Source organism: Pseudomonas sp. S30 (assembly GCF_016518545.1).
In the GTDB taxonomy this organism is placed as follows: domain Bacteria; phylum Pseudomonadota; class Gammaproteobacteria; order Pseudomonadales; family Pseudomonadaceae; genus Aquipseudomonas.
Window position 1 is genome coordinate 23,919 of record NZ_JACVTO010000011.1, and the last position, 13,505, is coordinate 37,423.

Consider the following 13,505-nt stretch of genomic DNA (forward strand, 5'->3'; position numbering starts at 1 on the left):
GGCCATCACTGGACACCGAGGGCTTTACTGCATGTCGAAAGAAGACAGCTTCGAAATGGAAGGCAGTGTCGTCGACACTCTGCCCAACACCATGTTCCGCGTCGAATTGGAAAATGGGCACGTCGTCACCGCGCACATCTCCGGCAAGATGCGCAAGAACTACATCCGCATTCTGACTGGCGACAAGGTCCGCGTCGAACTGACGCCGTACGACCTGAGCAAGGGCCGCATCACCTACCGCGCCCGCTAAGCCCAAGTCATGAAAAAGCCCGGCCAATGAGCCGGGCTTTTTTTGCACGAGTGAAACTCACAGGCAATCTTCACGAGATACGACGGCAGGGGTCGCCGAAACGACCCCACACCTTCACGCGACCTCGGCAGTGGTCTCGAAGTCGAACACCAGCTCGCCATCGCGAAGCTCGACATGCACCACGCCACCGTGCTCCGAGAGCTCGCCGAACAGGATTTCCTCGGCCAGGGGCCGCTTGATCTTGTCCTGGATGAGCCGCGCCATGGGTCGCGCGCCCATCTGCACGTCGTAGCCCTTGCTGGCCAGCCAACCACGGGCCTCGTCGCTGACTTCGAGCAGCACACGCTTGTCTTCCAACTGCGCCTGCAACTCGATGAGGAACTTGTCGACGATGCTCTTGATGGTTTCGTGGCTCAGGCGACCGAACTGGATGATGGTATCCAGGCGGTTGCGGAACTCCGGCGTGAAGCTCTTGCGAATGACCTCCATGGCATCCGAGGCGTGATCTTGCTGAGTGAACCCAATGGATGCACGTGCTGCAGTTTCCGCACCGGCATTGGTGGTCATGATCAGGATCACATTGCGGAAATCCGCCTTGCGGCCGTTGTTATCCGTCAAGGTACCGTGGTCCATGACCTGCAGCAGCAGATTGAACACCTCGGGGTGAGCCTTCTCGATCTCGTCGAGCAGCAGCACGCAATGAGGCTGCTTGGTGATGGCCTCGGTGAGCAGCCCTCCCTGATCGAAGCCGACATAGCCCGGTGGCGCACCGATCAGGCGCGATACCGTGTGCCGCTCCATGTACTCGGACATGTCGAAGCGCACCAGCTCCACGCCCAGCGCCTTCGCGAGCTGGCGCGCCGCTTCGGTCTTGCCGACGCCGGTGGGGCCGGCGAACAGGAACGAGCCCACCGGCTTGTCCGGCGCCTTCAGGCCGGCGCGCGACAGCTTGATGGCCGTCGACAGTGAATCGATCGCAGCATCCTGACCGAACACCGTCAGCTTCAAGTCCCGCTCGAGGTTGCGCAGCAACTCTTTGTCGGAGCTGCTGACGTGCTTTGGGGGAATCCGCGCGATCTTGGCGACGATGTCCTCGACCTGCGGCACGTCGATACGTTTGACGCGGCTGGCCTCTGGTTGCAGGCGCTGATAGGCCCCAGCCTCATCGATCACGTCAATGGCCTTGTCGGGCATGTGGCGATCGTTGATGTAACGGGCGGCAAGCTCGGCTGCTGCCCGCAACGCTTCGTCGCTGTACTCGATATGGTGGTGACTCTCGAACCGACCCTTGAGCCCACGCAGGATGCCCACGGTGTCTTCGACCGACGGCTCACTGACGTCGACCTTCTGGAAACGACGCGCCAGGGCGCGATCTTTCTCGAAGATGCCACGAAATTCCTGGAAGGTGGTCGATCCGATGCAGCGGATGTCGCCGGAAGACAGCAAGGGTTTGAGCAGGTTGGAAGCGTCCATCACGCCACCCGAGGCAGCACCTGCACCAATGATGGTGTGGATTTCATCGATGAACAGGATGGCCTGCGGCCGCTTGCGCAGCTCTCCGAGCAGCGCCTTGAAGCGCTTCTCGAAGTCGCCCCGATACTTGGTCCCCGCCAGCAGCGCGCCCAGATCCAGGGAGTAGACCACGCTCTGCGCCAGCAGATCGGGCACCTGGCCATCGACGATACGCTTGGCCAGGCCTTCGGCGATGGCCGTCTTGCCCACGCCCGCCTCGCCTACCAGCAAAGGGTTGTTCTTGCGCCGGCGGGCGAGAATCTGCGCGACGCGCTCGACCTCCTGCTCGCGGCCGACCAACGGGTCGATACGACCGGCTCGGGCCAGTTCATTCAGGTTGCTGGCATAGGCATCGAGCGGGTTGCTCGAGGAAGACGCTTCCCCGCCCTCCTCGTCCTGCATGTCCTGATCGCCCTCGGTGCTCGGGCCATGACCCGGCACCTTGGAGATGCCATGGGCGATGAAATTGACGACGTCGATACGCGCCACGCTCTGCTGCTTGAGCAGAAACACTGCCTGGCTTTCCTGTTCGCTGAAAATGGCCACCAGAACATTGGCCCCGGTGACTTCGCGCTTGCCGGAGCTCTGCACATGGAACACGGCGCGCTGCAGCACACGCTGGAAACCAAGCGTGGGCTGGGTCTCGCGGTCTTCGTCATGGACAGGAATCAACGGCGTGGTGGAATCGATGAACTCCTGCAGATCGTGCTTGAGCTTGTCGAGATTCGCGCCGCAGGCGCGCAGAACGGTCGCGGCCGCCTCGTTGTCAAGGAGCGCCAGCAACAGGTGTTCGACGGTCATGAACTCGTGACGTTTCGAACGGGCCTCCTTGAAGGCCAGATTGAGGGTGACTTCGAGCTCGCGGTTTAACATAGCTTCACCTCATACCCAAGTGGTCGGCGATTAACCGTCCTTCTCGATTTCACAGAGTAGCGGATGCTGGCTCTCTCTAGCGTATTGATTGACCTGCGTAGCTTTGGTTTCAGCGATGTCGCGGGTGAACAATCCACACACGGCGCGCCCCTCGGTGTGCACGGTCAGCATGATCTTGGTCGCCAGCTCGCGGTTCAGACTGAAGAACGTTTCGAGCACTTCGACGACGAAATCCATCGGGGTGTAGTCATCGTTGAACAAAACCACCTTGTACATCGGTGGCGCCTGCAGGATGGGCTTGGCTTCCTGTACCGCCAGACCTGCGCCATCGTCCTCATCGGACTTTGGACGATCCTGATTGAATGTTAGTCGAATCTGCCTGAGTGCATGCATGGAAAGAATTTCATCGTATCGACAGGTTGAGGTAATGGATTGACCGCGCAGTCACCGCTGGTGCGGCCGCCGCATGACCTTGACTATCGGCTAATCGGTGTTACAACGAATAGGAACCCACCGTGGTGTATAAAGATCCGCGCAGTCAACCAGATTTTTCGCACGGTTCGTATGCGGATGACCGGATGATACTCCAGTGATGGAGTCCTTTGCAGAGGGACATAGGGATGGCAAGCGGTAAAGTCAAGTGGTTCAACAATGCCAAGGGCTACGGTTTCATCAACGAAGAAGGCAAGACCGAAGACCTTTTCGCCCACTACTCCGCGATCCGGATGGACGGATATAGAACCCTGAAGGCCGGCCAGCTGGTCACCTTCGAGATCATCCAGGGTCCCAAGGGCCTGCATGCGGTCAATATCGCCGCTGCCCGGTCCGAGAGCGACGTGGTCGAGCCGACCTTGCGCAGCGAAACCGCCGGTATCTGACGATACGATATCCGATCGACCGTCACCCGCGTGCCCTTCCAGGTACGCGGCGCCCGACATCGCATCGCCCCCCCGCGACCTTTGAGCAGGGCACGCGCACATGCGTCATCCCGTCACATTGCTCACCTATCTTTGGTCTTATATGACAGCCGATGCCACTTGACCTTGCTGAATCGCCCGAAGGGTTTGATATACTCCGGCCCTGACCGTAGGGTCATCGGGGCGAACCCCTGGAATAGGCCGCTCGCCCCCGGCCAGGTATGGCCACACAGCCTGGGCTGTTACCGCACCCCAGCACTTGACGCTCGACTGATGCATCCACCATCACCGCTCGCAGCCTCTCGACCATCCGCTCATGGCGTCGCCAGGGCGAAGCGCCTACCCTGCGCACCTCGAGACACGAGTACGCTCAGCACATAGAGAGTTAATCCGCATGCCCACCCGTTCCAAGATCATCTATACCTTCACCGACGAAGCGCCTGCCCTTGCCACCTACTCGCTGCTGCCGATCGTCGAGGCCTTCACGGCGTCGGCGGACATCGCCGTCGAAACCCGCGACATCTCTCTGGCCGGCCGCATCCTGGCGGCGTTTCCCGAGCAACTGGGTGCAGAGAAGCAGGTAGGCGATCATCTGGCGGAACTGGGCCAACTGGCCACCACTCCTGAAGCCAACATCATCAAGCTGCCGAACATTTCCGCATCGGTGCCGCAGCTCAAGGCGGCGATCAAGGAGTTGCAGGCCAAGGGCTTCGCGATACCCGACTATGCCGACGCACCGGCCACTGCCCAGGAGCAGGAATCGCGTGCGCGCTACGACCGCATCAAGGGTAGCGCCGTGAACCCGGTGCTGCGTGAGGGCAACTCCGATCGTCGCGCCCCGCTGTCGGTCAAGAACTACGCCCGCAAGCACCCGCACAAGATGGGCGCCTGGGCCGCCGACTCCAAGTCGCACGTCGCGCACATGACCCAAGGCGATTTCTACGGCAGCGAGAAGGCCGCGCTGATCGAAGCCGATGACAATGTGCGCATCGAGCTGGTCGGCAAGGATGGCGCGACGACCGTCCTGAAGGAAAAAACCGCGGTCAAGGCCGCCGAGATCATCGACTGCGCGACCATGAGCCGCAAGGCCCTGAAAGCCTTCATCGCCGAGCAGATCGCCGATGCCAAGGCGGCCGGCGTACTGCTGTCGGTCCACCTCAAGGCCACCATGATGAAGGTCTCGGACCCGATCATGTTCGGCGTCATCGTCGAAGAGTTCTACAACGACGTGCTGACCAAGCACGCCGACGCCCTGGCCCAGGTCGGCTTCAACGCCAACAATGGCATCGGCGACCTGTACGCCCGCATCAAGGACCTGCCTGCTGACAAACAGGCCGAGATCGAGGCCGACATCCAGGCGCTCTACGCCGTTCGCCCGGCCCTGGCCATGGTCAACTCCGACAAGGGCATCACCAACCTGCACGTCCCGAGCGACGTCATCGTCGACGCCTCCATGCCCGCGATGATTCGCGATTCCGGCAAGATGTGGAATACCGCGGGCGAACTGCAGGATGCCAAGGCCGTGATTCCTGACCGCTGCTATGCGGGTATCTACCAGGCCACCATCGAAGACTGCAAGCAGCACGGCGCCTTCGATCCGACCACCATGGGCAGCGTGCCCAACGTCGGCCTGATGGCGCAGAAGGCCGAGGAGTACGGCTCCCACGACAAGACCTTCCAGATCCAGGCCGACGGCGTGGTACGCGTGGTCGATGGCAAGGGCAAGGTACTGCTGGAGCAGAACGTCGAAGCCGGCGATATCTTCCGCATGTGCCAGACCAAGGACGCGCCGATCCAGGACTGGGTCAAGCTGGCCGTCAACCGCGCTCGCCTGAGCGACACCCCGGCGGTGTTCTGGCTCGATCCGGCCCGCGCCCACGACGGCGTCATGATCGAGAAGGTGCAGAAGTACCTCAAGGATCACGACACCAGCGGCCTGGACATCCGCATCATGACCCCGGTCGAGGCGATCAAGTTCTCCCTGGCCCGCATCCGTGAAGGCAAGGACACCATCTCGGTGACCGGCAACGTCCTGCGCGACTACCTCACCGACCTGTTCCCGATCATGGAACTGGGCACCAGCGCCAAGATGCTGTCGATCGTTCCGCTGATGAGCGGCGGCGGGCTGTTCGAGACCGGCGCTGGCGGCTCGGCACCCAAGCACGTGCAGCAGCTGGTGGAAGAGAACTTCCTGCGCTGGGACTCGCTGGGCGAATTCCTCGCCCTGGCAGCGTCGCTCGAGCACCTGGGCAATACTTACGACAACCCCCGTGCCAAGGTCCTGGCCAATACCCTGGACCAGGCCACCGGCAAGTTCCTCGACACCAACAAATCGCCTTCGCGCAAGGTCGGCGGCATCGACAACCGTGGCAGCCACTTCTACCTGACCCTGTACTGGGCTCAGGCACTGGCCGCCCAGAGCGAAGATGCGGCGCTGCAAGCGCGCTTCGCCCCTCTGGCCAAGACCCTTGCCGAGAACGAAGCGACCATCGTCGCCGAGCTCAACGCGGTACAGGGCAAGCCGGCAGACATCGGCGGCTACTACGCGCCGGATGCCGAGCTGACCGCCAAGGTCATGCGTCCAAGCCAGACCCTGAACAGCGCCATCGCTGCGCTGTAAGGTTCGGTTGAGGCATCACCCAGACCCCGGCTGTTGGCCGGGGTCTTTTTTTGCGCCGATTTTCCAGCATCACCCGGCGCGCCATCGCGCGACGTCCAAGCGCTTCTTCACGAGACCCCCACCATGACCTGGCACCCGCATATCACCGTCGCCACTGTCGTCGAAGACCAAGGTCGATTCCTGTTCGTCGAGGAATTCAAGGCTGGCAAGTCTGTCTTCAATCAACCGGCAGGGCATCTCGAACCTGAAGAAAACCTGGCCCAGGCAGCCTTGCGTGAGACGCTCGAGGAAACCGCCTGGGAGGTGGAGCTGACCGGTATCGTCGGCATCTACCTGTACACCGCGCCCAGCAACGGCGTGACCTACCAGCGTGTCTGCTTCGCCGCCCGACCTCTTCGCCATCATCCCGATCGCCCGCTGGACACCGATATCACCCGCGCCCTGTGGCTGACCCGCGAGGAGCTGCTGGCCGAGCCCGATCGCTGGCGCAGCGAACTGGTACCACGCTGCCTGGACGACTACCTCGGGCAACCGCTGCACAGCCTCGCCCTGCTGCGCGACTGACGCGCAGGCAGCAGCCTGATAGAATCGGCATTTTTCCCTGATACACATCGGTAGCCATGACCAGCCCAGCACCCAAAGACCCCTCCAGGACCCGCGTTATCGTCGGCATGTCCGGCGGCGTGGACTCTTCCGTCTCCGCCCTCCTGCTCATGGAGCAGGGCTATCAGGTGGAAGGTCTGTTCATGAAGAACTGGGAAGAAGACGACGGTACCGAGTACTGCACCGCCCGCGAAGACCTGGCCGATGCCCAGGCCGTGTGCGACCGTATCGGCATCACGCTGCACACCGCCAATTTCGCCGCCGAGTACTGGGACAACGTGTTCGAGCACTTCCTGGAAGAGTACAAGGCCGGGCGCACGCCCAACCCCGACATCCTGTGCAACCGGGAAATCAAGTTCAAGGCGTTCCTGGACTACGCGCTGTCGCTGGGCGCCGACCTGATCGCCACCGGTCACTATGTCCGCCGTCGCGATACCGGCGACCTGACCGAACTGCTCAAGGGCCTGGATCCGAACAAGGACCAGAGCTATTTCCTGCACGCAGTCGGTGGCGCAGAGATCGCTCGCACGCTGTTTCCGGTGGGCGAACTGGAGAAGCCCGAAGTGCGCGCCATCGCTGAAAGGCACGGCCTGGCCACGGCGAAGAAAAAGGATTCCACTGGCATCTGCTTCATTGGCGAACGCCGCTTCAGCGACTTCCTCAAGCAGTACCTGCCGGCCCAGCCTGGAGAAATCCAGACCACCGAAGGCGAGGTCATCGGCCAGCACCACGGCCTGATGTACCACACCATTGGCCAACGCCAGGGCCTGGGCATCGGCGGCCTCAAGGATGCGGGCGACGAGCCGTGGTACGTGCTGGACAAGGACCTCTCGCGCAACGTGCTGGTGGTTGGCCAGGGCAATGACCACCCCTGGCTGTTCTCACGTGCGCTGGGGGTTTCGCAGATCTACTGGGTCAATGCGCCGGACCCATCCGGCCCGCGTCGCCTCACTGCCAAGGTGCGTTATCGCCAGGCCGACCAGGCCTGTACGCTGGAGCGTACCGCAGAAGGCTATCGCGCGGTGTTCGACGAACCGCAGCGCGCCGTGACCCCTGGGCAGTCGGTGGTGTTCTACGAGGGCGAGGTATGCCTGGGCGGTGGTGTGATCGAGACCGCCGAGCCCTGGAGCCCGCGCGAATGACCAACCTGCAGGAGCAACTGGTCGCCCTGGGCGGCGTGTTCCAGGCGGCAGTGATGGTCGACCGCATCGCGCGTACCGGTCAGGCGGGCGAAGCCGACATCGGCTGCCTGCTGGGTAGCCTGCTGGTACGCGACCCCAAGGACACGCTGGAAGTGTTCGGCGGCGACGACCTGAACCTGCGCGATGGCTATCGCGCGCTGGTCGGCGCCCTGGAGCGTGATCCCAGTAGCCTGCAACGCGAGCCATTGCGCTATGCCCTGTCGATGCTGGGCCTGGAGCGGCAGTTGGGAAAGCGTGGCGATCTGCTAGACACCATCGGCAACAGGCTGCCGCAGATCCAGGCCCAGGCCGATCATTTCGGCCTGGTGCACGAAAACGTCATCGCCTCCAGCGGCGCCTTGTACCAGGACACCCTGAGCACGCTGCGCCAACGCATCCAGGTGCACGGAGACATGCGTTTTCTGCAGCAGCCCAGCAACGCCTCCAAGATCCGCGCCCTGCTGCTGGCCGGCATTCGCGCCGCGCGCCTCTGGCGCCAGCTCGGCGGACACCGCTGGCAACTGGTCTTCAGCCGCCGCAAGCTGCTCAACGAGCTTTACGACATGATGCGCGCGACGTCCTGAGGACCCGCTGCGACGCCGTCAATGAGTAGAACGAGAGAAACACGCCGGCAGCGCTCCTGGCGCACCGGCTGCCAGTTCGACCTACGACGTTGCCCGATCACGGCCATTTGTCATGCAACCGACTACGGCGCTTTTTTCATGTATGATATGCGCCCTCCAAAAGCCAGACTGTCCGAGAGCACTCCATGCAGCTTTCTTCGCTCACTGCGGTTTCCCCAGTAGACGGCCGTTACGCCGGCAAAACCCAGGCCCTGCGGCCCATCTTCAGCGAATTCGGCCTGATCCGTTTCCGCGCTCTGGTCGAAGTGCGCTGGCTGCAGCGCCTGGCGGCTCACCCGCAGATTGGCGAAGTGCCAGCCTTCAGCGCCGAAGCCAACGCTCTGCTGGACAACCTGGCCACCGACTTCCAGCTCGAGCACGCCGAACGCGTCAAGGAAATCGAGCGCACCACCAACCATGACGTCAAGGCGATCGAGTACCTGCTCAAGGAGCAGGCGGCCAAGCTGCCGGAGCTGGCCAAGGTCAGCGAATTCATTCACTTCGCCTGCACCAGCGAGGACATCAACAACCTGTCCCACGCGCTGATGCTGCGCGCTGGCCGCGACGATGTCCTGCTGCCGCTGATGCGCCAGATCGCCGATGCCATTCGCGCCCTCGCCCATGCCCATGCCGACGTGCCGATGCTTTCGCGCACGCACGGTCAGCCTGCCTCGCCCACCACCTTGGGCAAGGAGCTGGCCAACGTCGTCTATCGCCTGGAGCGTCAGATCGCCCAGGTCGCCGCCGTACCGTTGCTGGGCAAGATCAATGGCGCTGTCGGCAACTACAACGCGCATCTGTCGGCCTATTCGCAGGTCGACTGGGAACAGAACGCCAAGGCCTTCATCGAAGACGAGCTGGGCCTTCAGTTCAACCCCTACACCACGCAGATCGAACCGCACGACTACATCGCCGAGCTATTCGATGCCATCGCCCGCTTCAACACCATCCTCATCGACTTCGATCGCGATGTCTGGGGCTACATTTCGCTGGGCTACTTCAAGCAGAAGACCGTCGCAGGTGAAATCGGCTCCTCGACCATGCCGCACAAGGTCAACCCCATCGATTTCGAAAACTCCGAGGGCAACCTGGGCATCGCCAACGCCTTGTTCCAGCACCTGGCCAGCAAGCTGCCGATCTCCCGCTGGCAGCGTGACCTGACCGACTCCACGGTTCTGCGCAACCTGGGCGTGGGCTTTGCCCACAGCGTGATCGCCTATGAGGCGAGCCTCAAGGGTATCGGCAAGCTGGAAATCAACACCGCGCGCATCGCCGCCGACCTGGACGCCTGCTGGGAAGTCCTGGCCGAGCCGATCCAGACCGTGATGCGTCGCTTCAACATCGAGAATCCCTACGAGAAGCTCAAGGAGCTGACCCGTGGCAAAGGGATCACGCCCGATGCGCTGCTGACCTTCATCGACGGCCTCGACATGCCGGCAGAAGCGAAAGCCGAACTCAAGCTGCTCACCCCGGCCCGCTACATCGGCAATGCCGCAGCCCAGGCCAAGCGTATCTAAGCGATGCCCTGCGGACGACGCCCGGCCTGGCCGGGCGTTTTTATTCCCGGACAAAAATCAAGTTTTTTCAATAGGTTGAACATGAATCCTGATATTCCACTGCAGCTACTCGGCGGCCTCACTGCTCGTGAATTCCTGCGCGACTACTGGCAGAAAAAACCTCTGCTGGTCCGTCAGGCCTTCACCGACTTCGAAAGCCCGATCGATCCAGACGAGCTGGCTGGGCTTGCACTGGAAGAGGAAGTGGAGTCGCGCATCGTGCTCGAGCATGGCGAGCGTCCCTGGGAGCTGCGACGCGGCCCCTTCGAAGAGGACACCTTCGCGACTTTACCCGAGCGCGACTGGACCCTGCTGGTTCAGGCTGTCGATCAGTTCGTGCCCGAAGTGGCCGAACTGCTGGAGCACTTCCGCTTCCTGCCAAGCTGGCGCATCGACGATGTCATGATCAGCTTCGCCGCACCCGGCGGCAGTGTCGGCCCGCATTTCGACAACTACGACGTGTTTCTGCTGCAAGGCCATGGCAAGCGCAACTGGAAGGTCGGACAACGTTGCGACAGCGAGAGCCCCCTGATCGAGCACGCCGACCTGCGCATTCTCGCCGACTTCGAGCAGAGCGATGAATGGACTCTGGCTCCGGGCGACATGCTCTACCTGCCACCGCGCCTGGCCCACTACGGCGTCGCGGTCGACGACTGCCTGACCTACTCGGTGGGCTTCCGCGCCCCGAGCGCTGCCGAGGTGTTGACGCACTTCACCGACTTCCTCAGCCAGTTCCTGCCGGACGAAGAGCGCTACAGCGACGCCGACGCGCAGCCGGCCAGTGACCCTCACCAAATCCAGCACGACGCGCTGGATCGCCTCAAAACCCTGCTGGCCGAGCACATGGGCGACGAGCGCCTGCTACTGACCTGGTTCGGCCAATTCATGACCGAGCCGCGCTACCCCGAGCAAGTCACCGGCGAGACATTGGCCGAGCAGGAACTGCTCGATAGCCTGGAGCGTGGCGCTATTCTGGTACGCAATCCGAGCGCGCGACTGGCCTGGTCCGAGGTGGACGACAACCTGCTGCTGTTTGCCAGCGGCCAGAGCCGGCTGCTGTCTGGACACCTTCGCAGCCTTCTGCAATCGATCTGCTCGGCTGATGCCCTGCATGGCGAGAATCTCGCAGAGTGGCTCGAAGACGAAGAAGCCGTCACACTGGTTTGCCAGCTGGTTCAGCAGGGGAGCCTGGGATTCGCCGATGAATAAGATCCGCGTGCGCCTCGCCGATTGGCAGAGGGACAATGCCGACATCCATCGTATCCGCAGCGCCGTTTTCGTGGCCGAGCAGCACGTGCCGCCAGAGCTGGAGTTCGATGCAGAGGATCTGGGCGCCGTACACTTCCTCGCCAGCGAGGGCGATTATTCGGTCGGCACGGCTCGGCTGCTGTCCGATGGCACCATAGGACGTGTATCGGTCCTCAAGGACTGGCGGGGCCTGAAGGTCGGTGATGCCTTGATGAGGGCCGCTATCGAAGAGGCGCAAAAGCGCAACCTCAAGCAACAGAGGCTCAGTGCACAGGTGCACGCCACTTCGTTCTATGAACGGTTGGGCTTCAAGGTGGTGAGCGAGGAGTTCCTCGAAGCGGGCATCGCGCACGTGGACATGGTTCGAGACTGCGCAGAGGATATCTGAGCGCCCCTGAGCGACCAGCATCGCCGACCCCAGGCGCTCGATCAGGCCAGCGCCTGCAGATAGGCGCTGGCCTCCCTGTGACGACTCAAGCGTCCGATATCTGCCGCCCCTCGACAAGCCAGAAGTGACTGCTCGCTGTCGTCCGCGAGGTCGGCCAGCTTCACTTCTCGAGCCAGAGGGTCACTGCCCAGGCGAACCATGAAATCCTCGTAACGCTCGTCCGTGCGCCGACTCAATGCCAGCAGCGCCGCTAATATCTTCAGTGGGAAACCTGCACGCGCAACGTCCGCCAGCGTCAGAGGAGTGTCTTCGAGCACATCGTGCAATACCGCTACGATGCGCTGCTCGGGGGTCGATACCCGCTGCATGACTCTCAGGGGGTGCAGAATATAAGCCGCACCGCCCTCGTCGAACTGCCCATCGTGGGCACGGGTCGCCAACAAGATCGCTCGCTCCAGGCTAGACATGCCTCCTCCTTCAATCCCTATACTCGCATGACCGAACCACACTGCGACGCCGGCTGCAGGTAGTCGATTCAACCTTGCGAATGTCTATGGACATCGAGGCCATGGCAACGTCGACCTACAATGCCGGTTCTCTGTCACGTTCGACCCGTGCTGGTCTCGAATAGTTTTGCAGGAAAGAGATGTCATGCACATGAACGGGCGGATCCAGGCGAGACCCGGGGATTGACGCGTCAGCGCTGTGCGCCGTGCTGGATCACGATCGAGTCGGTACCCAGGCGCGCCATGACATCGGCCTTGCGGGCATCCGCTTCCTCACGGGTAGGGAACGGGCCCATCAGCACCACAGGTTTGCCCTCCCGGTAATCGACGCGAGAAGGAATACCCTTTTCCAGCAGCCGCGCAGTCATGTCGGTGAGCGCCCCCATATTGGCACCCTGTACGACCTCGACGTCCCACCCCTCAGGAGCAGGCTGGCCGGCCAGGGCATCGGCCCGACGCTGAAGCTCGGCGCCACCACAGACCTCACGGATACGCAGGTTATTGCCGGAGTCGTCGACCAGGATCTCATACTGCTCTCCATGCTTGATCGCGACGTAGCTACGGTAGGGCTCGAACTGGCCGGACTCGTCCTTGCCGCGCACCTGACCACAGATCGTCCCCTGGGTGTCGATGCGCACGTTGGCGAACTTCGCCGTCTTGGGGTTGTGCAAGTGCTCGGCGACCTGCTTGTGCACGCCTTCGACTTCGTTTTCGCAGCCCGCCAGAGCCATTACCGCCATTACCACCGCCAGTTTGCGCACGCGCCTGTCTCCTGATTCGAAGGGAGAGGATTCTAGCATGGCCGCGATCGAGCGCCGACCATGGCGCTGTCGCAGGGCATGTACCCACCTTGCGCGGCGCGCAAACAAAAAGGGCGACCCTTGCGGATCGCCCCTTTCATCGATTTGGTAGGCACAATTGGACTCGAACCAACGACCCCCACCATGTCAAGGTGGTGCTCTAACCAACTGAGCTATGTGCCTGTCGTGTGGTGCGCATTCTAGACACTGCACCCTGATCTGTAAAGCTTTTTTTCTAAAAAAATCAAACCCTTTGCGGATTTTTCGGTTGCCCATGCAAAAGGGGCGACCCTTGCGGATCGCCCCTCTCGTCGATTTGGTAGGCACAATTGGACTCGAACCAACGACCCCCACCATGTCAAGGTGGTGCTCTAACCAACTGAGCTATGTGCCTGTCGATGAGGGCGCATTCTACTCATTGAAAAAAT

At 62.0% G+C, this 13,505-nt stretch carries 13 protein-coding genes and 2 tRNA genes; 9 read left to right on the forward strand and 6 right to left on the reverse strand.

Features of this window, described 5'->3' with window-relative positions; genetic code table 11:
* Positions 1-31: 31 nt before the first annotated feature.
* Positions 32-250, forward strand: a complete 219-nt coding sequence (infA, locus tag IAE34_RS13805; RefSeq protein WP_029614443.1) for a translation initiation factor IF-1 — start codon at positions 32-34, stop codon at positions 248-250.
* A gap of 114 nt (positions 251-364) precedes the next feature.
* On the opposite strand, the gene clpA is transcribed toward infA, so the two are convergent.
* Together clpA and clpS are read right to left on the reverse strand one after the other, a co-directional pair.
* On the reverse strand, positions 365-2,635 hold the full coding sequence (clpA, locus tag IAE34_RS13810) for an ATP-dependent Clp protease ATP-binding subunit ClpA (RefSeq protein WP_200139522.1): 2,271 nt from the start codon (positions 2,633-2,635) through the stop codon (positions 365-367).
* Between the two features lie 30 nt (positions 2,636-2,665).
* A complete protein-coding gene (gene clpS, locus IAE34_RS13815) occupies positions 2,666-3,028 on the reverse strand; it encodes an ATP-dependent Clp protease adapter ClpS (RefSeq protein WP_200139523.1) in 363 nt (120 codons plus the stop codon).
* A 227-nt stretch (positions 3,029-3,255) separates the two neighbouring features.
* Here clpS and cspD point away from each other — a divergent pair, with 227 nt between their 5' ends.
* From cspD to IAE34_RS13855, 8 genes are all read left to right on the forward strand, one after another.
* Positions 3,256-3,513, forward strand: coding sequence for a cold shock domain-containing protein CspD (gene cspD / locus IAE34_RS13820; protein WP_200139524.1), 258 nt, complete (start codon positions 3,256-3,258; stop codon positions 3,511-3,513).
* Positions 3,514-3,946: 433 nt separating this feature from the next.
* On the forward strand, positions 3,947-6,172 hold the full coding sequence (locus IAE34_RS13825) for an NADP-dependent isocitrate dehydrogenase (protein ID WP_200139525.1): 2,226 nt from the start codon (positions 3,947-3,949) through the stop codon (positions 6,170-6,172).
* Between the two features lie 123 nt (positions 6,173-6,295).
* The gene (locus tag IAE34_RS13830; RefSeq protein WP_200139526.1) at positions 6,296-6,736 is read left to right on the forward strand and encodes an NUDIX hydrolase; all 441 of its coding nucleotides are present in this window, start codon (positions 6,296-6,298) and stop codon (positions 6,734-6,736) included.
* 56 nt (positions 6,737-6,792) lie between these two features.
* Entirely contained in the window at positions 6,793-7,917 is a 1,125-nt protein-coding gene (gene mnmA / locus IAE34_RS13835; RefSeq protein ID WP_200139527.1) for a tRNA 2-thiouridine(34) synthase MnmA, read from the forward strand.
* A complete protein-coding gene (hflD, locus tag IAE34_RS13840) occupies positions 7,914-8,540 on the forward strand; it encodes a high frequency lysogenization protein HflD (protein ID WP_200139528.1) in 627 nt (208 codons plus the stop codon). Before mnmA ends, hflD begins: the two co-directional genes overlap by 4 nt.
* A 185-nt stretch (positions 8,541-8,725) precedes the next feature.
* The gene (gene purB, locus IAE34_RS13845) at positions 8,726-10,096 is read left to right on the forward strand and encodes an adenylosuccinate lyase (protein ID WP_200139529.1); all 1,371 of its coding nucleotides are present in this window, start codon (positions 8,726-8,728) and stop codon (positions 10,094-10,096) included.
* A gap of 81 nt (positions 10,097-10,177) precedes the next feature.
* Positions 10,178-11,344 (forward strand): ribosomal protein uL16 3-hydroxylase, encoded by a 1,167-nt coding sequence (locus IAE34_RS13850; RefSeq protein WP_200139530.1) that lies wholly within the window; start codon positions 10,178-10,180, stop codon positions 11,342-11,344.
* Positions 11,337-11,771, forward strand: a complete 435-nt coding sequence (locus tag IAE34_RS13855; RefSeq protein WP_200139531.1) for a GNAT family N-acetyltransferase — start codon at positions 11,337-11,339, stop codon at positions 11,769-11,771. Before IAE34_RS13850 ends, IAE34_RS13855 begins: the two co-directional genes overlap by 8 nt.
* Positions 11,772-11,812: 41 nt before the next feature.
* Here IAE34_RS13855 and IAE34_RS13860 read toward each other — a convergent pair whose 3' ends face one another.
* The 4 genes from IAE34_RS13860 to IAE34_RS13875 form a co-directional block, all read right to left on the reverse strand.
* The gene (locus tag IAE34_RS13860; protein ID WP_200139532.1) at positions 11,813-12,238 is read right to left on the reverse strand and encodes a GTP pyrophosphokinase; all 426 of its coding nucleotides are present in this window, start codon (positions 12,236-12,238) and stop codon (positions 11,813-11,815) included.
* A gap of 230 nt (positions 12,239-12,468) precedes the next feature.
* Positions 12,469-13,038, reverse strand: coding sequence for an SPOR domain-containing protein (locus tag IAE34_RS13865; protein WP_200139533.1), 570 nt, complete (start codon positions 13,036-13,038; stop codon positions 12,469-12,471).
* A 145-nt stretch (positions 13,039-13,183) separates the two neighbouring features.
* Positions 13,184-13,260 (reverse strand) — tRNA-Val (locus IAE34_RS13870).
* Between the two features lie 134 nt (positions 13,261-13,394).
* Positions 13,395-13,471, reverse strand: a tRNA-Val gene (locus IAE34_RS13875).
* Positions 13,472-13,505 lie beyond the last annotated feature (34 nt).

Excerpts from the sequence above, each read along its gene's own strand:
- IAE34_RS13855 (WP_200139531.1), top strand. The coding sequence starts at position 11,337 with ATGAATAAGATCCGCGTGCGCCTCGCCGATTGGCAGAGGGACAATGCC.
- IAE34_RS13825 (WP_200139525.1), top strand. The coding sequence starts at position 3,947 with ATGCCCACCCGTTCCAAGATCATCTATACCTTCACCGACGAAGCGCCT.
- mnmA (WP_200139527.1), top strand. The coding sequence starts at position 6,793 with ATGACCAGCCCAGCACCCAAAGACCCCTCCAGGACCCGCGTTATCGTC.
- clpA (WP_200139522.1), bottom strand. The coding sequence starts at position 2,635 with ATGTTAAACCGCGAGCTCGAAGTCACCCTCAATCTGGCCTTCAAGGAG.
- cspD (WP_200139524.1), top strand. The coding sequence starts at position 3,256 with ATGGCAAGCGGTAAAGTCAAGTGGTTCAACAATGCCAAGGGCTACGGT.
- purB (WP_200139529.1), top strand. The coding sequence starts at position 8,726 with ATGCAGCTTTCTTCGCTCACTGCGGTTTCCCCAGTAGACGGCCGTTAC.
- infA (WP_029614443.1), top strand. The coding sequence starts at position 32 with ATGTCGAAAGAAGACAGCTTCGAAATGGAAGGCAGTGTCGTCGACACT.
- hflD (WP_200139528.1), top strand. The coding sequence starts at position 7,914 with ATGACCAACCTGCAGGAGCAACTGGTCGCCCTGGGCGGCGTGTTCCAG.
- clpS (WP_200139523.1), bottom strand. The coding sequence starts at position 3,028 with ATGCATGCACTCAGGCAGATTCGACTAACATTCAATCAGGATCGTCCA.
- IAE34_RS13830 (WP_200139526.1), top strand. The coding sequence starts at position 6,296 with ATGACCTGGCACCCGCATATCACCGTCGCCACTGTCGTCGAAGACCAA.
- IAE34_RS13850 (WP_200139530.1), top strand. The coding sequence starts at position 10,178 with ATGAATCCTGATATTCCACTGCAGCTACTCGGCGGCCTCACTGCTCGT.
- IAE34_RS13860 (WP_200139532.1), bottom strand. The coding sequence starts at position 12,238 with ATGTCTAGCCTGGAGCGAGCGATCTTGTTGGCGACCCGTGCCCACGAT.